The organism is Coleofasciculus sp. FACHB-1120 (assembly GCF_014698845.1).
Classification (GTDB): Bacteria; Cyanobacteriota; Cyanobacteriia; order Cyanobacteriales; family FACHB-T130; genus FACHB-T130.
The window spans coordinates 1-19,803 of sequence record NZ_JACJTV010000035.1 but is presented as its reverse complement, the minus strand read 5'-3'; the positions used below and the strand labels follow the sequence as shown (position 1 = coordinate 19,803).

16 protein-coding genes are annotated in these 19,803 nt (G+C 47.3%); 12 read left to right on the top strand and 4 right to left on the bottom strand.

The window, feature by feature from the left end:
• Positions 1-46: 46 nt before the first annotated feature.
• Positions 47-1,135 carry an NAD-binding protein gene (locus H6H02_RS22515; protein ID WP_190821967.1) on the top strand — a complete coding sequence of 363 codons (1,089 nt, stop codon included), beginning with the start codon at positions 47-49 and terminating at the stop codon, positions 1,133-1,135.
• Between the two features lie 34 nt (positions 1,136-1,169).
• Here H6H02_RS22515 and H6H02_RS22510 read toward each other — a convergent pair whose 3' ends face one another.
• Complete coding sequence (locus tag H6H02_RS22510; RefSeq protein WP_190821964.1) at positions 1,170-1,376, bottom strand: glycogen debranching protein; 207 nt, start codon at positions 1,374-1,376, stop codon at positions 1,170-1,172.
• A gap of 94 nt (positions 1,377-1,470) precedes the next feature.
• On the opposite strand from H6H02_RS22510, the gene H6H02_RS22505 reads away from it, so the two are divergent.
• From H6H02_RS22505 to H6H02_RS22460, 10 genes are all read left to right on the top strand, one after another.
• The gene (locus tag H6H02_RS22505) at positions 1,471-1,644 is read left to right on the top strand and encodes a hypothetical protein (protein ID WP_190821962.1); all 174 of its coding nucleotides are present in this window, start codon (positions 1,471-1,473) and stop codon (positions 1,642-1,644) included.
• A 280-nt stretch (positions 1,645-1,924) separates the two neighbouring features.
• Entirely contained in the window at positions 1,925-2,923 is a 999-nt protein-coding gene (locus H6H02_RS22500; protein ID WP_190821960.1) for an ABC transporter substrate-binding protein, read from the top strand.
• A 47-nt stretch (positions 2,924-2,970) separates the two neighbouring features.
• On the top strand, positions 2,971-3,972 hold the full coding sequence (locus tag H6H02_RS22495) for an ABC transporter substrate-binding protein (protein WP_190821958.1): 1,002 nt from the start codon (positions 2,971-2,973) through the stop codon (positions 3,970-3,972).
• Positions 3,973-3,974: 2 nt separating this feature from the next.
• On the top strand, positions 3,975-6,596 hold the full coding sequence (locus tag H6H02_RS27965) for an ATP-binding protein (protein WP_190821956.1): 2,622 nt from the start codon (positions 3,975-3,977) through the stop codon (positions 6,594-6,596).
• Between the two features lie 381 nt (positions 6,597-6,977).
• Entirely contained in the window at positions 6,978-9,881 is a 2,904-nt protein-coding gene (locus H6H02_RS22485; protein WP_242040826.1) for a GAF domain-containing protein, read from the top strand.
• Between the two features lie 209 nt (positions 9,882-10,090).
• Positions 10,091-10,405, top strand: coding sequence for a metalloregulator ArsR/SmtB family transcription factor (locus tag H6H02_RS22480; RefSeq protein WP_190821954.1), 315 nt, complete (start codon positions 10,091-10,093; stop codon positions 10,403-10,405).
• 21 nt (positions 10,406-10,426) lie between these two features.
• Positions 10,427-11,278 carry a phosphate ABC transporter substrate-binding protein gene (locus tag H6H02_RS22475; RefSeq protein WP_190821952.1) on the top strand — a complete coding sequence of 284 codons (852 nt, stop codon included), beginning with the start codon at positions 10,427-10,429 and terminating at the stop codon, positions 11,276-11,278.
• Positions 11,259-12,113: a phosphate ABC transporter permease subunit PstC gene (gene pstC, locus H6H02_RS22470; protein ID WP_242040825.1), complete on the top strand. Its 855-nt coding sequence runs from the start codon at positions 11,259-11,261 to the stop codon at positions 12,111-12,113. The genes H6H02_RS22475 and pstC overlap by 20 nt, the downstream gene beginning before the upstream one ends.
• Positions 12,106-13,023: a phosphate ABC transporter permease PstA gene (gene pstA / locus H6H02_RS22465; RefSeq protein WP_190821950.1), complete on the top strand. Its 918-nt coding sequence runs from the start codon at positions 12,106-12,108 to the stop codon at positions 13,021-13,023. The genes pstC and pstA overlap by 8 nt, the downstream gene beginning before the upstream one ends.
• A gap of 60 nt (positions 13,024-13,083) precedes the next feature.
• Complete coding sequence (locus tag H6H02_RS22460; protein ID WP_190821948.1) at positions 13,084-13,905, top strand: phosphate ABC transporter ATP-binding protein; 822 nt, start codon at positions 13,084-13,086, stop codon at positions 13,903-13,905.
• On the opposite strand, the gene H6H02_RS22455 is transcribed toward H6H02_RS22460, so the two are convergent.
• Together H6H02_RS22455 and H6H02_RS22450 are read right to left on the bottom strand one after the other, a co-directional pair.
• Positions 13,870-14,385, bottom strand: coding sequence for a GNAT family N-acetyltransferase (locus H6H02_RS22455; protein WP_190821946.1), 516 nt, complete (start codon positions 14,383-14,385; stop codon positions 13,870-13,872). The genes H6H02_RS22460 and H6H02_RS22455 overlap by 36 nt on opposite strands.
• Before the next feature lie 67 nt (positions 14,386-14,452).
• On the bottom strand, positions 14,453-15,583 hold the full coding sequence (locus H6H02_RS22450; protein WP_277922587.1) for an RNA polymerase sigma factor, RpoD/SigA family: 1,131 nt from the start codon (positions 15,581-15,583) through the stop codon (positions 14,453-14,455).
• A gap of 820 nt (positions 15,584-16,403) precedes the next feature.
• Here H6H02_RS22450 and priA point away from each other — a divergent pair.
• Positions 16,404-19,010 (top strand): primosomal protein N', encoded by a 2,607-nt coding sequence (priA, locus tag H6H02_RS22445; RefSeq protein ID WP_190821944.1) that lies wholly within the window; start codon positions 16,404-16,406, stop codon positions 19,008-19,010.
• Here the strand turns inward: priA and H6H02_RS27770 are convergent.
• Complete coding sequence (locus H6H02_RS27770; protein WP_190821942.1) at positions 18,970-19,683, bottom strand: tetratricopeptide repeat protein; 714 nt, start codon at positions 19,681-19,683, stop codon at positions 18,970-18,972. The two genes, priA and H6H02_RS27770, sit on opposite strands and share 41 nt — an antisense overlap.
• Positions 19,684-19,803: the final 120 nt, after the last annotated feature.

Sequence of the window (19,803 nt, the reverse complement as noted above, 5' to 3'; positions counted from 1 at the left end):
TCCTGCGAGGATATCCTCCGCATTTTTTTCTAAAAATTTTGACTAAGTGAGTAGAGGCAGTGTACGCGACGATCGGACAGCACTTGAGCAAAAATATGAACGCCTTCGCAAAGAGTTAATTGGCGGTGCGATCGCTTTGGCTGGTGTCGCCCTGCTCGGCACTTTATGGTACAAGGTGGTGGAGGGTTGGTCGTGGTCAGATGCCGCCTATATGACTGTGATCACGCTAGCAACGGTTGGGTATGGAGAAACCAATCCTTTAGGTAATCGCGGTCGCTTGTTTACAATTACCCTGATTTTAACGGGTGTGGTGAGCATCGGTTACATCGTCAATCGGTTTACAGAAGCCCTGATTCAAGGCTACTTTCAAGAGGGAGGACGACTGAGGCAGCGGCGGCGTTTGGTAGATTCTTTAAACGAACACTATATCCTTTGTGGATTTGGACGCACCGGGCGTCAGATTGCCAAAGAGTTTAAGGCGGAAGGCATTCCCTTTGTGACGATAGACTCTCAGGTGGAGACGGTAGAGGAGGCGCTAAAGTTAGGTTATATTGCGGTGCAAGGCGATGCAACGCTGGATGACACGCTTCACCGGGTAGCGATTGAACGGGCGATTTGTTTGGTAGCGGCGCTACCTTCGGATGCGGAAAATCTCTATACGGTGATTTCGGCGAAAACACTTAATCCCACCATTCGAGCGATCGCGCGGGCAAGTACAGAAGAAGCGGTGCAAAAAATGCAACGCGCCGGTGCTGATGCTGTGGTTTCTCCCTATATTACCGGCGGCAGGCGCATGGCAGCAGCAGCGCTTAGACCCCAGGTGATGGACTTTGTGGATGGTATCCTCACGGGAACCGATCGAGCTTTTTATATGGAAGAGTTCCTGATCGATCCCCAAACTTGTCCGGTTGTCGGGCAAAGCTTAAGAGAAGCCCGGTTGCGATCGCAATCCGGCGCTTTAGTTCTCGCCATTCGTCGCGCTGATGGCACCCTCATCGGGGGTCCCACAGGAGAAACTGATTTACTGGCGGGCGATTTACTCATTTGCATGGGTACGGCAGAACAGCTGCGAATCCTCAGCCAAATCCTGATTCCCATTAATTCTCGGAAGCTGCGTCCGCCCAAGCATACCTAACCCAATCGGTTTTTCTACCCAGCGATCGCTTGAATTAATCCAGCTTCAGGGAATTCACTGGCACCTCATCCCAAGAATCAACCGTTCGCAATCTGGCGATCCAACCTGCCTGTTTTTGGAAATCGGTTAAATTTTGCTGGTAGGATTCGTGACAATCTTGCGCCTGCGCTTCATCACAACAGGCAATACAGGCATGGATCATCCCAGACGGATCGATCTGTTCGTTCACCCAAATGGTCATAGGGCATTCTCCCTGAATTTTAAATCTATAGACTGCTTGCAACTCGACAAAAAACGCTTACCTCTGGGCTGCGATCGCGTACAGCCCTTTGGGCATGAAAACAGCGAAGCGAGGGGTTAGCCTAGCGCAGAAAAAGTCAGTTCGCGCTGGGAAAGAGCAATCAGTTGATTGGTGCCGATTTAATACTTATACCAAGTTGCGTTGTCAAATCTTGCAAATCCAATGGCAACGCACAGGTGTTTTACATTTGTTGGCTCTTTGGCGCTAAGGAATCGACCGGCTTTGATTCCCACACTCTCCACTAAAGATATAGAACAGATGGTGAAAACCTGAAGAAAATCGGGAATTCTAAGAAGAGTACTGATGTAAACGCTAATTATTGCAGGTCATCATTAGGCGATCGCCCAATTCCTGAGTTAGCGAGAGAAAAACTAAGGGATGACAAGGCTTTGAGCCAGTAAAAGTACCAGAGTTGAGACCGAACGTTTGTAAAGCTGCCTTTCAACAAAAGGCAGCAGAACCCCAGTTAAGTCACAAAATTAGTTTCTATGAAATCTCGACTTTTCCGCTTGGTGTCTCTTTTTTTGCTCAACATTGTGCTAATCGCAGCCTGCAATCGCACGACACCAGTAACTTCCCAAAAACAGACTCAGCCTCTGACCGTCGGCTACAATCTTTGGCCTGGACTGTTTCCGATAGCGATCGCTCAAGAAAAAGAATTCTTCACGGCTCAAGGGGTGAAAGTCAAACCCGTTTATATCCAAAACTTTCTCGAATCCGTGTCTGAATTCAGTGCTGGACAATATGATGGAGTCGCCATCACAGTTGGTGGCTTGATGAGCATTATTGGGAAAAACCCAGATGTGCAGATTGCGATGGCAACTGATGAATCCGCTGGTTCGGATTCAATTGTAGTTCGCCCAGATATTAAAAGTGTCCCTGAGTTGAAGGGCAAGCGGCTCGGAGTCAGGTTAGGCGAAGGAGAATTATTTGTGAGCGAAATGCTCCAGAAACATGGTTTGACTACCGATAATGTAACCCTAGTCAACGTAGAAGGAGAAGGGATTCCAGCACGTTTTAAGAGCGGGGATATTCAAGCCGGACATACGTGGGAACCGTACCTATCTGAAGTTACCAAATCTGGAGGGCGAGTATTATTCACCAGTAAGGATACACCCGGCTTAATTTCGAGTGTAATCGTGTTTCGCTCCTCAGTAGTACGCGATCGCCCTAAAGACATTCAAGCTTTTATTCGCGCCTGGTTTCAAGCTCAAGACTATTGGCAGGCAAATCCCGAAGAAAGTAAAGCACTGATTGCGAAAACGCTCTCCATCAAACCCGAAGAAGTTTCTACTGAGGGTGTCAAGTTGTACACCTTAAAAGACAACTTAAAAGCGTTTACTCCCGGTTCTACAACCAAGTCGTTGTACCATACCGCCAAATTGTACGCTGACTTCTATATTCGTACTGGAGGGTTAAGCACTACACCAGATATTCAAAAACTGATTAATCCCTCTTTTGTGCAGCAGTTGCAATCGGGAAACTGACACTTAATTAACATACTCCCATGCGGTTACAAAATCAATCGGTCTGTATGAAATCTCGGTTTTTTCGCTTTCTATATCTTTTCTTATTAAGCATTGTACTCATCACCGCCTGTAATAGTACGACAACTGTTAGTTCCCGAAGCGAGCTTCCGACCCTGAGAGTTATCTACAATCTGTGGCCTGGAAATTTTCCGATAGCGATCGCTCAGGAAAAAGGTTTCTTCACGGCTCAAGGGGTGAAAGTTGAACCCGTCTATATAGAAAACTACGTAGAATCAATCTCTGCCTTTAGTTCTGACAGAGCCGATGGGATCGCTACCTCATTGGGTAGCATCATCAACATTATTGGGAAAAACCCAGACGTGCAAATTACCCAAGTGACGGATCAATCAGCGGGTGCGGACGTTTTAGTGGTGCAACGCGATATTAAAAGCGTGAAGGACTTAAAAGGTAAGCGAATCGGCACAAAACTAGGTGATTTTGGAGAATTATTTATCAGCACCTTGCTGCACAAAAATAACCTCACCACTAATGACGTGACCCTCGTCAATGTAGAACCAGAATCAGTTCCAGCAGGTTTACAAAGTGGTGATATTCAAGCTGGAAATACTTGGGAACCATATACATCGCAAGCGGTTAAAGCCGGGGCAAAGGTGCTACTTAGCACTAAGCAAACACCTGGATTGCTTCCGAATGTCATCGCATTTCGCACTTCGGTAGTACGCGATCGCCCTCTTCAAATACAAGCATTTATTCGAGCTTGGTTCCAAGCCCAAGATTACTGGAAGGCAAATCCAGAGGAAAGTAATGCACTGATTGCTAAAAAACTAAATCTCAAAACTGAAGAAGTTTCCACCGATGGAGTCCAGTTATATACCTTGCAAGACAATTTAAAAGCCTTTACTCCTAGCAACACAGAGGATTCTTTGTACTATACAGCCAAATTGTACGCCGACTTCTATACTCGCACCGGAGGGCTAAACGCGGCGCTGGATATTGAAAAACTAATCAATCCGTCCTTTGTGCAGCAGTTACAAAAGGTAAATTGACTGTGAAACAGTTCCAACTTTCTACCCTACGCAGTAAGCTGATCTTTTCTTTCTTGGGTGTGGCGATCCTCCCCTTGCTAGTACTGGCATTCTTGAATCAGCGAACCATGCAAAAGGAGCTGACACGAAATTCCAATCAAACTCTCTTAACAGCCGCCTCCCAAACTGCCCTGAGTATAGATGCTTTTATCAACTCCAATCTGGACGCTGTCCGGGTTGAAGCTCAATTGCCAGTCTTTGCGAAGTACTTAAGTTTACCTGCTAACCAGAGACAAAGTTTCGCTTCAGAAGTCGAGGGCGCTTTGCGATCGCTCAGCCGTAAAGATACTTTAAATATCTCCTCATACGCGCTGCTCGATCGCCAGGGGCGAGATGTCATTGATACGTATACACCAGATATTGGTAAAGATAAATCTGACCAGGATTACTTTCAGCAACCGCTCAAAACTGGCTTACCTTACGTCTCGCCCATCCAGTTTTCCCCAACTACTCGTGAGGTGAGTGTGTTTTTCAGTAGTCCGATACGAAATGCGTCGGGGAATATTATCGGTATCTTGCATATCCGTTATAACGCTGCCGTGATTCAGCGATTGGTTAGCCAAAATACCGACCTAGTGAGAGGAAGCGCATCTTTTGCAATTTTGTTGGACGAAAACCATATCCGTTTAGCTCACGGCAATGCACCTGAATTAAATTTTAAATCGGTCACACCACTCCCAGCAGCTAAAGTGAAGGCTCTGCAAGCAGAAGGAAGGTTGCCGAAGGGTAAAATAGCAGACTTCTCGACAAATTTACCTGCTTTTAAGCAAGGTCTAGAGAACGCTGCAACATCCCCTTTCTTTACAACCGCCTTATCCTCTACAAACAACGAGCCGAATGCAGCAGCCGTTACCAAGTTAAAGACGCAGCGGTGGTTTGTGGTTTTCGTCCAGCCTGAAGCGGTATTTCTCGCGCCTATCAAAGCCCAAGCCCGTGACACGTTATATCTGGCTGTGATCATTGCAGGTGTAGTCATTGTCGCGGCGATTACGATCGGAGAACGACTGGCTAAGCCGCTGATTAATCTAGCTGGTACGGTGACTCAATTCACTGGGGGCAACCTCAATGCTCGGACTTCTATCAAATCAGGGGATGAGATTGGGGTACTGGCTTTGAGTTTCAATGGGATGGCAGAACAAGTGGGTAAATTGCTTCAAGGCTTAGAAGAGCGTACCCGCGAACTGGAAGTCAGTCAACACGTTACGGTTGCCGTCAGCGAGTTGTCGAAAGCGATTATAGACCCGGAAAAGCTGTTGCGCGAAGCGATCGCCCTAATGCAAAATCGCTTCGGCTTGCACTACGTGCAAATTTATCTGTTGGAGCAAACCACGAATCAACTCATCCGGCGGGCTGACTCTGGCTACCAGGGTATGCTTGGGCATGATGAAAGCGCCTGTCTGTCTCTTGATGATCGCAGCTTGGTCGCCCTTGCTGCCCGAAATCAGCAAACGATCTGGGTGGATAATCAGGACAATGCAGGGCTAGCAGCAGACTTGAAACTCATCCAAATCGGTTCTTCCGCAGCGGTGCCCTTGATCGCCCGTGGGGCTTTACTAGGAGTCATAGATATTCAAGACAAGGAAAGCGATCGCTTCAGTCAAACGGATCTAGAGACGTTCAACACCCTCGCCGGACAAATCGCCACGGCTTTAGAAAATGCCCGCTTGTTTGAAGAAATTCAAAAGGCTGAAGCCCAATACCGAGACAAAGCTCAAGAGTTGCAACAAACTCTATCTGAGTTGAGACAAACTCAAACTCAATTAATTCAAACTGAAAAAATGTCTAGTTTGGGTCAACTGGTGGCTGGAGTTGCTCATGAAATTAACAATCCAGTCAACTTTATTTATGGCAACGTCACTCCTGCCAATGAATACCTGGAAGATTTGTTAAAACTCCTAAAGTTGTACCAGCAACACTACCCCAATCCTAAACCAGAAATTCAAGACTATATCGAAGAAGTTGAACTCGACTTCCTACTCCTTGATTTTCAGAAAATTCTATCTTCCATGAAGTTTGGAGCCGAACGGATTCGTCAAATTGTTCTATCTCTAAGAAACTTCTCTCGTTTGGATGAGGCGGAAATGAAAGCCGTTGACATTCATGAGGGTCTTGAGAATACACTAGTAATTTTACAAAATCAACTAAAAGATAAGCCAGGACATCCGGAGATTCAGGTGATTAAAGAGTATGGCAATTTACCTTTAGTAGAATGTTATGCCGGACAACTGAATCAAGTGTTTATGAATTTACTGACAAATGCAATTGATTCTCTCGATGAGTTTAATCGTAAACGCTCAATTGAAGAAATTAAACATAACCCCACTACCATCTGGATTCGCACCAAAGTTGCCGGGAACAATCAAGTAGAAATCCGCATTGTTGACAATGGATTGGGGATTCCATCTGAGGTTCAACCAAAACTATTCGATCCCTTCTTTACGACGAAAAACGTTGGCAAAGGGACTGGGCTGGGTCTAGCGATTAGCTACCAAATTGTCACCGAAAAACATGGGGGACAATTGGAGTGCATTTCAACACCTGGTCAAGGGGCTGAGTTTGCTATCAAAATTCCAATTAGAGTTTAAAGTAACTGATTTTCTCAAGCGCGATCGCGCTGGGGAATTTCAGGACTGACCAATACCACGACGCCCCTTAACTCGGTAATCCTCAACCCTAGGCTGTTTAGGGGAAATTAGAAGGCTCAAGATGCGTTTAGGGAGATGACAAAGAAAGTTAGAACCTTTAGCTGGATAGAATTTTTAGCAACTCATCTTCTAAAAACTCCCTAAATCTACAGCATTATTTTAAAACCCGATCGATAAACATATCTATAGCAATCCTATTTTAGTTGTGAGCCAGCCCTTCTGATCCCCGACTTCGTAAGAGTTGTCGGGGATCTCGCCTTCACGAACCATTTCGGACTGGCATAGAATCTAATTTTTAAAAAAAGTTCCATATTTTCACGTATGGCTGAACTTAGTCAGCACACCGAAAATAGATACAGTGCGGAACAAGGCACAAATATTATAAGCGTAGTGGATGAAAAAATGACCTTCAGTAAAAATACGCAAGTTTTAAAGCCAGAATTACAGCCAGAATTCAAGCCAGAATTAGATCGGGAAGGATTGCTGCACCGAATCACTAACCGGATTCGTCAATCCTTAGAATTACAAGAAATTTTAATCGCAACGGTGGCAGAAGTCAGTTCATTACTAGAAGCCGACCGAGTCATGGTATATCGGTTTCATGGTGATGAAAGTGGAGAAGTGATTGCCGAATCTATTTATAAAAATCGCCTTCCATCTTTAAAAGGTTTGAACTTTCCAGCGGATGACATTCCTCCCCAAGCACGGGAACTCTATCAGAAAGTGCGTCTGCGTTCAATTGTGAATGTTGCTTCCGGACTCATTGGTTTATCGATACTAGATTCCCCAGAAACCGGAGAATCCCTAGAAATCAGAAAGATCCACTATCGCCCTATCGATCCTTGCCATGTGGCGTATCTCAAAGCAATGGGCGTGCAGTCTTCTCTGGTGGTGCCGATTCTGCATGGCGATCGCTTGTGGGGGCTTTTAGTCGGTCACTACGCGCAACCGCAAGTAATTTCAGAACGGGAACTGGAAATTGTCCAGATGGTAGCGGATCAAGTGTCGATTGCGATCGCTCAATCTACTTTACTCACCCAAACCCGCGAAAAAGCTCAACGGGAAGTCACGCTTAACCATATCGCTACCCTGCTGCATTCACTCCCTACCATTGAGCTGCAATCAGCCCTTGAGGAAACCGTTAGCGCGCTGCAAGGTTCCGGTGGCAGACTGTACATCACCCCAGAAACCACTGGTTTGTCAGCGGTGGTGTACACCTGTGGCGATCAATTGATGCTCCTAGAACCGGGCGTGGTGGCAGTACCTGCCTCATCCGTTCTGATTGAGCAGCATCCTCTCTGGCAAGAATGGTTAAAAGGCGGGGCAAATTTAAACCCTGCGGTTATCGCAAATGCTAGGGGTAGCAGTGGCATCATTGCGATCGCTGACTTGTATAAACAAACGTATTTACAACCGATTGAAACCGTATTTCAATCTACTCTGATTCGAGGCGTGCTGATTGTACCCCTCCAACACCGTCAACAGTTGGTCGGATACTTGACAATTTTCCGAGATGAGATTGACACGGAAACCGTATGGGCTGGACATTTTGACCCGGATGCGCGACAAGTCCACCCCCGAAAATCTTTTGAACTTTGGCGACAGCTAAAAAGAGGTCAATCGCGCCAGTGGACTCCGGAAGAGATTGAACTTGCTGATGCTTTGGGCGATCGCTTCTCAATGGCGATTGAGCAGTATGGACTGTACCAAAAGGTGCAGCGTCTTAATACCAACCTCGATTGTCAAGTCCAAGAACGTACAGTCAAGTTACAACAATCCTTGGAGTGGGCAAGCGTTCTGAAGCAAGTTACCGACCAAATCCGCAGCACGTTGGAACTAAAAACCATCTTGCAAACCATCGTGCGCGAAGTCCGGAACCTGTTAAATACAGACCGAGTGATAATTTACCAGTTCACCCAACGCTGGCAAGGCAAAGTGGTTGTCGAAGAGGTCACGGGCAATACCAAATCAATTCTGGGGCAAGTCTATGATGAGAACTGCTTTCCCATAGAATACGCAATCTTATACCAGGGGGGACGGGTTCGGGCAATTAGCGACGTGCATCAAGCTTCTTTGCAAGCTTGTCATGTCGAATTCTTAGAACAGATTCAGGTAAAAGCCAATTTAGTCGTCCCGATTCGCAGAGGGGAGAAACTGTGGGGGCTATTGGTTGCTCATGAGTGTCATGAACCCAGAGTTTGGAAGGCGGAGGAAGTCGATCTGCTGCAACAACTCGCCGATCAAGCTGCGATCGCGATTCAGCAAGCCGAACTCTACCAACAGCAAGCGGAATTACTTGCTCAAACCCAGCAGCAAGCCGAACAACTCTCCAGCGCCCTCCAAGAGTTACAGAAAACCCAAACCCAGCTAATTCAAACCGAAAAAATGTCGAGTTTGGGTCAACTGGTTGCCGGTGTTGCTCACGAAATTAATAATCCGGTTAATTTTATCTACGGCAATATCAGCCACGTTGATGAATATACCCAAGATATGCTCAAACTCATGGAACTCTACCAACAGCATTACCCGAATCCCCATGCTGAAATTGTGGATCGAGCAGAGGCGATTGACATAGAGTTTCTGACTTCGGATCTTCCGCAGATGCTCTCATCAATGAAAGTTGGAGCCGATCGCATCCGCCAGATCGTTCTGTCTTTACGCAATTTCTCCCGACTGGACGAGGCTGATCGAAAGCCTGTCAATATCCACACTGGTATCGACAGCACTCTGTTAATCTTGCAACATCGACTGAAAGCAAAGCCAGACCATGCCGAGATCGACGTAGTGAAAGAGTATGGGGACTTGCCGCCGATTGAGTGCTACGCCGGTCAGCTCAATCAAGTTTTTATGAACGTGATCGGCAACGCCATTGACGCTTTAGAGCAACGCGATGAAACGCGATCACTAGAAGAAATTAAAAACTTACCCAGTCAGATTACCATTCGTACTTTTCTGATGCAGGACAACCCATCTGGTGTCCCCCGCGTTGTTATTCAGATTAATGACAATGGCCCTGGCATGAGTACAGGCGTGCAGTGCCAAGTTTTCGATCCTTTTTTCACTACCAAGCCGGTTGGGAAAGGAACAGGTCTGGGACTTTCCATTAGCTACCAGATTGTAGTAGAAAAACACGGCGGTTCTTTTAAATGTATGTCTCAACCCGGTCAGGGTACTGAGTTCTCGATTGAAATTCCTCTGAATAGCCAGTTGGCACAAAGCTGCTAGAACGGGCTGGCAGGTGGAAACCTCCTTTCCTTGCAGGGAAGGAGGTTTGATTTTTTAGGTAAAAAATCTGAATTTCCCAACATCTTTAGCATCGGTTAAGAAAAAATCAAGTTGGAATTAATAAACAGTTATTGATATAAATATAAGTTGATATCAATCTTGATCCAGGGCAAGCCTGGGTCGGTTCCCAACTTCGCACAGGTGAATCCATGAGTACCCAAAAAGTCTCATCGCAGTCCTTTTGTGCCCAAAAACTGAAGACCTTAGCAGATTCAACGCGGCTTGACGTTTTAGAACTGCTAATGAGTGGTCCCAAGCACGTTGGCGAGATGAATGCTGTGCTGGGGTTGCAACAGAGTTTGCTATCGCATCATCTAAAAGTTTTGCGGGAAGAGGGTTTTGTGACGGCGACGCGAGATGGTAAGGCAGTGCTTTATCAGCTAGATCCTGCAATCCAGCGGGCAAATGCAGGTTGGGCGATTGACTTGGGATGTTGCCTGCTTTCCTTTGATTCCAATCAATAAAAAACCTCAATTTATATCCAGATGAAACACCTAAGACTGCTTGCGCCGCTTTCTATAGGGTTGGTTGCCTGCTGGCTGCAATCTTGTGGGAAGCCTCCAGAAGCGGCAACCCAGTCGTCTGATAAGTTACAAGGCAAGCTGGTTTTGACGGGATCGAGTACGGTAGCGCCTCTGGCAGCTGAGATTGCCAAACGCTATGAAAGCCAACATCCGGGAGTTCGGATTGACGTGCAAACAGGTGGGTCTTCGCGGGGAGTCGCAGATGCCCGTCAGGGGGTGGCGGATATTGGGATGGTTTCCCGAAGCCTCAAAGATAGCGAAAAGGATTTGCAAGCTTTTACGATTGCGAACGATGGCGTCTCGGTCATTCTCAATCAAGACAATCCAGTTAAAAATCTGACCGACAAGCAAATTGTCGATATCTACACCGACAAAATTAATAACTGGAAACAAGTCGGCGGGAAAGATGCGCCGATTACGGTGGTCAATAAAGCTGAGGGTCGATCCACTCTGGAACTGTTTGCCGACCACTTCAAATTAAAAACAACCGATATTCGTGCCGATGTGGTGATTGGCGATAACGAACAAGGGATTAAAACTGTAGCAGGGAATCCCAACGCGATCGCTTATGTCTCCATTGGTTCTGGCGAATATGGTGCTACTCACAATACTCCTATCAAACTATTGCCAATAGAAGGAGTAGACGCCTCCATCGCCAACGTCAGCAACGGTAAATTTCCGCTTTCTCGTCCCCTCAATTTAGTGACGAAAACTACACCCACCGGATTGCAAAAAGAATTTATTGATTTTGCCCGTTCCAAAGATGTGCAAGACATTGTGAAGGAGCAATATTTTGTCCCAGTCGCGAAATGAAGTCATCCTCGTCTGGATGTTGCGGGGAATGGCGATTATTTCGGGTGCGATCGCGCTTGTAATCTTGCTATTCCTGATTTGGGAAACCTTGCCCTTCCTGCAAAATATCGGACTGACACGCTTCTTCAATGACCCCTCCTGGCATCCAGTTAGCGAAGAATTTAACCTAATGCCGATGCTGTGGGGATCGCTGTTTGTGACGGCGGGATCTGTGCTAGTTGCAACACCTCTGGGCATTCTCTCCGCAGTTTTCTGCCACTATTACGCACCTCCCGCTTTAGCCAAAATTTACCGAAGCCTGATTGAGCTTTTAGCAGGGATTCCCTCAGTCGTTTATGGTTTTTGGGGTTTAGTCGTGCTGGTGCCAATTATCGGGCGGATTCACCCACCAGGGCCGAGTTTATTCGCTGGGATTCTCATCCTAACGCTGATGATTCTCCCCACCATTGCCCTCGTCGCTGATGCCACCTTTGCTAACGTGTCTGCAGATTATCTGCGGGGTGCGACGGCGCTGGGATTGGGACGCTGGGCAATGGTGCGCGGTGTGGTTTTTCCGGCAGCAAAATCAGGTTTATTAACTGGTGTCATATTAGAAACAGGACGGGCGATTGGCGAAACAATGGCGGTGTTAATGGTTTGCGGTAATGTCGTGCAGGTACCAAAAGGTGTATTTGAGCCAGTGCGGACGTTAACGGCAAATATTGCTCTAGAGATGGCTTATGCTGTGGGAAATCATCGCGCCGCCTTGTTTGTCAGCGGGTTGATATTAATGGCGATGATTGTGGTTTTAGTCATTGCTGCCGAAACGATTAATCAGGGACATCTTTATGACTAAATATTTTGAAAAGGCAAATCTACAAAAACAAAAGGTAAAAGAAAAAAACCGATTTTCGCTTTTTACTTCTTTGCCTGCTTCCGATTGGCTCCCGGCTGCAATCGTTTGGATATCCGTCGCTTTAATAACAGCTTCCCTATTATGGCTACTGAGTGATGTTTTTGTTTCTGGTATCGGTCAAATTAGCTGGGAATTCTTGACAACAGCACCGCGTAATGCTGGGCGAGATGGAGGAATTGCACCCATTTTAGTCTCGACAGCGCTAATCGTAGGAGTATGCATGGCAGTTTCAATTCCTTTAGGAGTGGGAACTGCGATATTGCTGGCTGAATTCACCTCAAATGAGAGCATTTTGGCGCGGTTGGTGCGACTCAGTTTAGATGTTTTAGCAGGCGTCCCTTCAATTGTTTTCGGTCTTTTTGGGAACGCTTTCTTCTCTAGAACCTTGGGGATGGGCTTTTCGATTCTTTCTGGCGGATTGACACTAGCGTGTATGGTGCTGCCGATTTTGATTCGCTCAACCCAGGAGGGTTTCCGAGGCGTACCAGATGATTATCGACGTTCAGCGGCGGCGCTGGGACTCTCGCGTACAGCCACATTATGGGAGTTACTGCTACCAGCCGCGATGCCTGGATTAGTTGTGGGGTTGCTATTAGGTTTGGGAAGAGCGATCGCTGAAACGGCTGCTTTAATCTTTACCAGCGGTTATGTCGATCGGATGCCAGAGTCATTGTGGGATTCCGGGCGATCGCTCTCGGTTCACATCTACGATCTCGCCATGAACGTCTCTGGTGGCGAACCAAACGCCTATGCCTCTGCCCTCGTATTAGTTAGCTTTCTATTACTGATTAATGCGGCAATCTCTTGGCTAGCAGAACGTTTTCGGCAATCCCGAATTTGGGTATCGTAACCCAAACTTACATTGCTTTCTTCCTTTGCGTAGTTGGTGTCTTTGCGGTTCAAATTCTTTATGAAACATTCTACAAGCGAAATTCATATCCAAGAGCAAAATTCAGCATCACTTCCCAGGAATCCACCGGAAATTAAAACAGAGAATTTAAGCCTTGCTTACGCGAATAAACCCGCATTTGTAGATGTCACCCTCGCGATTAAATCAGGTAAAATCGCAGCTCTAATTGGCCCTTCCGGTTGTGGCAAAACAAGCTTTCTCACTTGTCTAAACCGCCTTACCGATTTAACCAACAACTGTCGGTTAACAGGGCGGATTCTGCTGGGGGGACAAGATGTGCAAGAAATCGATGTGATTTCATTGCGTCGCCGGGTAGGAATGCTATTTCAAAAACCCAATCCCTTCCCACTTTCCATTATCAGAAATATTGAATTTCCGCTTAGAGAACACGGAGTGAGGAATCGAGAAAAAATCGATGAAATTGTCGAAGATGCTTTGCGCGATGTTGGCTTATGGGATGAGGTGAAGGACAGGCTGAAATCTCCTGCCCTTTCCCTTTCTGGAGGACAACAACAACGGTTATGTCTCGCCAGAGCGATCGCCCTCAAACCCGATGTTCTCCTAATGGATGAGCCTTGCAGCGCCCTCGATCCGCTTTCTAGTGAAGTTGTAGAGGATTTAATCGTCAATCTGCGCGGCAAATATACAGTCCTCGTCGTCACTCACAATCTGGCACAGGCAAAGCGGATTGCGGATGATGTGGCGCTGTTTTGGGTTCAGGATGGCGCTGGACAATTGATCGAATCCGGTTCGGTTGCCCAGATGTTTGAATCTCCCCAGCACCCTCTAACGGCTGCCTACGTCACTGGTAGAAGGGGTTAGTGCCGCCATACTCACCAGAGAATCGCCCGTAACGCGGCAAATCCGCCAGTCAGGCAAAACGTCAGCACCCATGCGATCGTAGAATGCGATCGCGGGTTCGTTCCAATCTAAAAGGCTCCACTCCAAGCGTCCACAGCCGCGAGATACAGCCAACTGAGCCAGATAGGTGAGAATTGCCTTCCCGATCCCCTGACGCCGATATTCCGGGAGTACAAACAAGTCTTCCAGATAAATTCCCGGCTTTGTGAGAAAGGTGGAATAGTTATAGAAAAATAGGGCAAACCCCACAGCTTGCCCCGCATATTCTGCTAGAATTGCCTCTACATAAGGCTTAGAACCGAAGAGATGGTCTTTGAGAGCATCCGCGTTGCCAGTCACAGCTTCAGAGAGTTTCTCATACTCTGCCAGTGCTTTAATTAGCTCAAACAGCACCGCCGCATCTTCAGGCTCCGCTGGACGTAAAATCAATCCTGTAGTCATTCGTCATCAGTCAGGGTTCTTTGGTCAATCATAAAACGAATGACTAATCACTGATAACGAACAACTCTTATGTGAGCCATCCTTTCAAACGTTTGGCAACCTGGGGACGCCGCAATTTCCGCATCGCTTTACTTTGAATTTGACGCACTCGTTCTCGGGACAAATTAAATAAACAGCCCACTTCTTCTAAGGTGTAGGGTTCGCTGCTGGTTAAACCATATCGCAGAGAGATAACATCTTTTTCCCGATCGGTGAGAACGTCGCCCAATACTTCCCAAATTTCCTGACGCATCATGGCTTCGCTCATCTGCTCTTCAGGAGATTGATTATCACCATCTTCGAGCAGATCCATCAGTTCCGTTTCTTCTCCCTTCCCGATGCGATGGTTGAGAGAAAGCGATCGCCTTCTAAGCTGCAACAACTGACGCAACTGCGAAGCCTCAATATCTAATGATTGCGCCAGTTCCTCTTCTGTCGGATTGCGGTGCAGTTCTTGCTTGAGTTCTCGCTGCGCTTTTTTGAGCTTGTTTAACTTTTCGACAATGTGAATCGGCAATCGAATTGTTCGGGCATCGTTCGCGATTGTTCGCGTAATTGCTTGCCGAATCCACCAATAGGCATAGGTAGAAAACTTGTAACCTTTGTCGGGATCAAACTTTTCCGTAGCGCGGTTTAATCCCAGTGCCCCTTCCTGAATTAAATCGAGGAATTGAACACCTCGGTTCAAATATCGTTTAGCAATAGAAACAACTAATCGCAAGTTCGAGCGAATCATCTTCCGTTTCGCCACCCGTCCGCGATACAGCTGATGTTCCATCTGCCGTTCCGAAAGCCCATCTGCTGCTGCCAGTTCTGCTTTTGTGGGAGCGCGATCCAACTCTTTTTGTAATTTTTCTTGGAGCGCTTCTATTTTGACTAAATATTGGACGCGATGGGCTAACTCGACTTCTTCATCTGGTTTTAGAAGTGGATAGCGTGCCATCTCCTTAAAAAATGCTCCTACCGTATCGTCGGAGATACTTTTGCGGTATTCAGAGGGGCGGGCACCGGCTAATTTATCGATTTCCTCTGAAATTTCATCTTCAACACTGACGATTTCTATTTCAGTGGTTTCTTCCATTTGCTGGTCGGTAATATCTACAAAGTCTCGATCGGATGTAGATTCCACGTCGCTTCGGTTCAGGTCAGCAATATTCATAGCAAGGTCTGAGTCGGTATTGGATAAAGCGAGTTGATGGGAATGGATGCTCTCTTTGTACATATCCATGACGGACTGAAGACAGGCTCTACGAGCATAGACTCAAGGGTCAACTTTATTTTTACTGTCTGCCTTCTTTACTAATTTTGAGCTTCGTTTATCCGCTCTATCCGCTCGTGGCTATGCCAGATCGGCTACCAGCTTTGTGACACTCAAAATTCTTTTCAACCTTTCAATTTACAAATAGCTTTTTAAGGCTACCAGAAAATAGCTTTTTGATTGTTTCCCTGATTACATTTCTCGATTACAGAATCTAGAAGCGCTTTAGATTGGGTATGCGTCTTAAGAAAAGATCAGGAAACATGAAGGTGATGCCCTAGTCTATTAGAAGCTTGCCGTCAGCTTTAATGCCGTAGATAAATTTCAATTAAATTAAATTCCAACCAATGCCAATGCTGGGGATTATTTCCATGTTTTCTGGCTCCTAATTCTGGAAAGTTTAAAGTTTTTTAAATTTCCCATGCTATTCACACAGGATCTCATATACTTGTGGGCTTTCCTCTCTATCGATAGGGAGAAAATAGGCATCCGCGCTCTGCACAATAGATAGAGGCTAGCAAGTATACTCGCATACAAGCATCCAGGCGGGACATTTGTATCCTAACTTCTATCCTCTTGATTACGACCTTGGATGTTGTTGAATTTCAAGTCTCTCAAGAGTCTACAGCCAGCTAAAATTAACAGGTCTACAGTAAGCGACAAGCATGGCGGTCTGGAAAGCTGACTGTAGTATCCGGCTGCCAAGGGGGAGGGGAAGAGTATGTCGTCAAATCCCAATGTCGGGCGTTCGGGCATTGTGCTGGAGAGTAGAGCATCCTACGACCAGTCTGATTCTGGACAGAATCGATGGATAGAAGTGCTGGTGGATTGTCCAGAAGCAGAAGCGCAGAAGCGGTTGTATACCTATCGGTTGCCGGCTCAGTTGCAAGTGCAGCCAGGGGATATTCTGAGCGTGCCGTTTGGGGCGCAAGTTTTGGGAGCGATCGCGATTCGGATTTGCGATGCACCGCCGCCAGATTTGAACCCTGCCAAAATCCGGGATGTGGAGGATGTGGTCAGTGCTGGATTTTTCCCGCCGACCTACTGGCAACTGCTGAACCAAGTCGCTGAATACTACTACACCCAGCTGATTCAGGTGATTCGAGTCGCGCTACCGCCGGGATTACTGGGGCGATCGCAGCGTCGCATCCGGCTTGCCCAAGGCGAAGGCGAAAGCGGGGGACAAGGGGGAAGTGCCCATTACCTGAGTCCATCTGCCTGTCAAATTTTGGAACTTCTGCAAGCTCAACCATCGGGAGACTACAGCTTTGTCTATCTCCAGCGTCAAGTGAAAGGAGCCTATCGAGCAATCCGGGAGTTATTGCGGGTTAAGTTAGTCGAAAGTTACCTGGAACCGCCTAGAACCCAGAAACCGAAATTACAGAAAGCTGTGACCCTGGTTGTCGATGTTTTTCCCCTCGACTTGACGCAGCGCCAACGGGAAATTTTGGAAGTGCTGCGGCGGCGCGGCGGCGATTTATTGTTGACGGAGTTGCTGCAAATCTGCAACGCCAGTTCATCCACCATCAAGACGCTGGAGCAAAAAGGCTGTGTGGTGATTCAAGAACGGGAGATGTTGCGGTCTTCCGCAGAACCGATTTTGGCTGGGGATCAACCGAAAGCATTAACACCGGCTCAATCTGAGGCGCTAGAAGCGATCGCGTCTTTATCGAGTTTTGCGAGGGTGCTGTTGCACGGAGTCACGGGTTCCGGGAAGACAGAAGTCTATTTACAAGCGATCGCCCCCATCCTAGAACGGGGACAATCCGCCCTCGTCCTCGTCCCGGAAATTGGTCTTACGCCCCAACTCACCGACCGATTCCGCGCCCGTTTTGGCAACAAAGTCTGCGTCTATCACAGCGCCCTTTCCGATGGCGAACGCTACGACACTTGGCGGCAAATGCTGGCGGGTGCAGCCCAGGTTGTTATTGGCACCCGTTCCGCTATCTTTGCCCCATTGCCACGTCTGGGGTTAATCGTGTTGGATGAGGAACACGACTCCAGCTTCAAGCAAGACCAACCCGCACCCACCTACCACGCCCGCACGGTTGCGACTTGGCGGGCTGAGTTGGAAAACTGCCCCCTCGTCTTAGGTTCCGCCACCCCTTCCCTAGAAACCTGGGTAAATATTACGAGTCAGGAGTTAACCTCAACTCAAAACTCAGACGCGATGCGCGTCTCTCCAACTCAAAATGCTCTTACCCATTACCTCTCATTGCCAGAACGCATCCAATCGCGCCCGCTACCGCCGGTAGAAGTGGTGGATATGCGCCAAGAGTTGCAGCAAGGGAATCGCTCGATTTTTAGCCGGTCGCTTCAAGAAGGCTTGCAGCAGCTACAAGAGCAGGCGAAACAGGGAATTTTATTTATCCATCGGCGGGGACATAGTACCTTTGTTTCTTGCCGCAGTTGTGGGTATGTGATTGAGTGTCCTCACTGCGATGTTTCGCTGTCGTATCACCACATCCATGAAGAAGCCGCTGAATTATTGAGGTGTCACTACTGTAATTTTGTGCGATCGCATCCTCAATCTTGCCCCGAATGCGGTTCCCCCTACCTGAAATTTTTTGGCAGCGGTACCCAGCGAGTCGCCCAAGAATTAGCGCAGCAGTTCCCTCAGTTGCGCTATATCCGGTTTGATAGCGACACCACCCGCACCAAAGGCGCTCATCGCACGCTGCTGACACGCTTTGCTAACGGAGAAGCCGACTTGTTAATTGGGACTCAAATGCTCACCAAAGGGCTGGATATATCCCAAGTGACACTGGTAGGAGTGGTTGCTGCGGATGGGTTGCTGCATCTACCCGACTATCGGGCATCCGAGCGAGCATTTCAAACCCTAACTCAGGTTGCAGGTCGTGCGGGTCGAGGCGACGATCCCGGTCAAGTCATTATTCAAACTTACTCCCCGGAACACGCAGTCATTCAGGCAGTACGGCGTCACCAGTATCAATCTTTCATCGAGACAGAGTTAGAACAACGAGGGGCGCTGAATTATCCCCCCTACGGACGTCTCATTTTGTTGCGGCTAAGCAGCACCGATGCCGCAGAAGTTCAGGAAACTGCCGAGATGCTAGCTGCGGGGCTAGCTTCCAATACACCCCAGGGGGATAGCAGTTCAGATGCTCATCTCACCACCCCGATGTATGAGGTGTTAGGACCAGCACCGGCGAGTATCTTACGGGTAGCGAATCGATATCGATGGCAGATTATGCTCAAGTTTGCGCCTGATTCGCTGCCAGAATTACCGAATTTCAATGAGTTGCGCCTCCTCTGCCCTTCCTCAGTCAGCTTGACAATTGATGTTGACCCGCTGAATTTGATGTGATAGCAGTGGGCTTTTGCCCATCGTTGTTTCTTTGGAACAAGTGCCAATTTACCTTGAGATTCAACAAATGCCCATTGGGGATGAATTTTTGAACGATTGGATCTAGGATTTTGGCTTGTCGCCAAGCTGCTTTTGCACCCTCTAGATCGTTTTGTCTGTGAAGAATAGCTCCTTGGTAAAAGTAAGCGATCGCGTTTTTCTTCTGAGCTAAAGCATCTTGAATAGCGTTATTAGCTGCAACTTTATTGTTCAAGTCTTGCTCTACTAGCGCTATCCCTATTTGGGCTTCTTGCAAATCTGGATTCAACTTTAGAGCTTTTTGGTGAGCTTTACGAGCGGCTTCAAAATCGCCCAAGCGCCGATCCGCTTCCCCTATATTTGTGTAGGCAACTGCATCGTTGGGGTGTTCCTGGATTTGATCGCGATAGCAGTTAATTTTGTCCTCTAAATAATCTTTTTCCTTGTCGCTGGGAATTTTGTGTGCCAGCACGTAAGGTGGTGGGTCGTCAACTAAGAATCCATGACAACTGCCAGCCCCTGCAATATTTGCGACCGTGACCGCTCCATTCAAAGGAATCAGTACCGCAAAAATTGTCGCAATGATGGTTGCAATACTCGCAAGCACACCAAGCCAGTGACCAGTAGATTCAATTGCTTGTTGAGCTTTAGTCACTTGTAAGAATCCTGGCGTTGCAGAATAGAAGTATGAATTGAGGTTGTTCTTGATGCAATGTCCTGAGTGTGGTTCCACTCATATCCGTAAGAATGGGAAAAAGCGAGGTAAACAGAATCA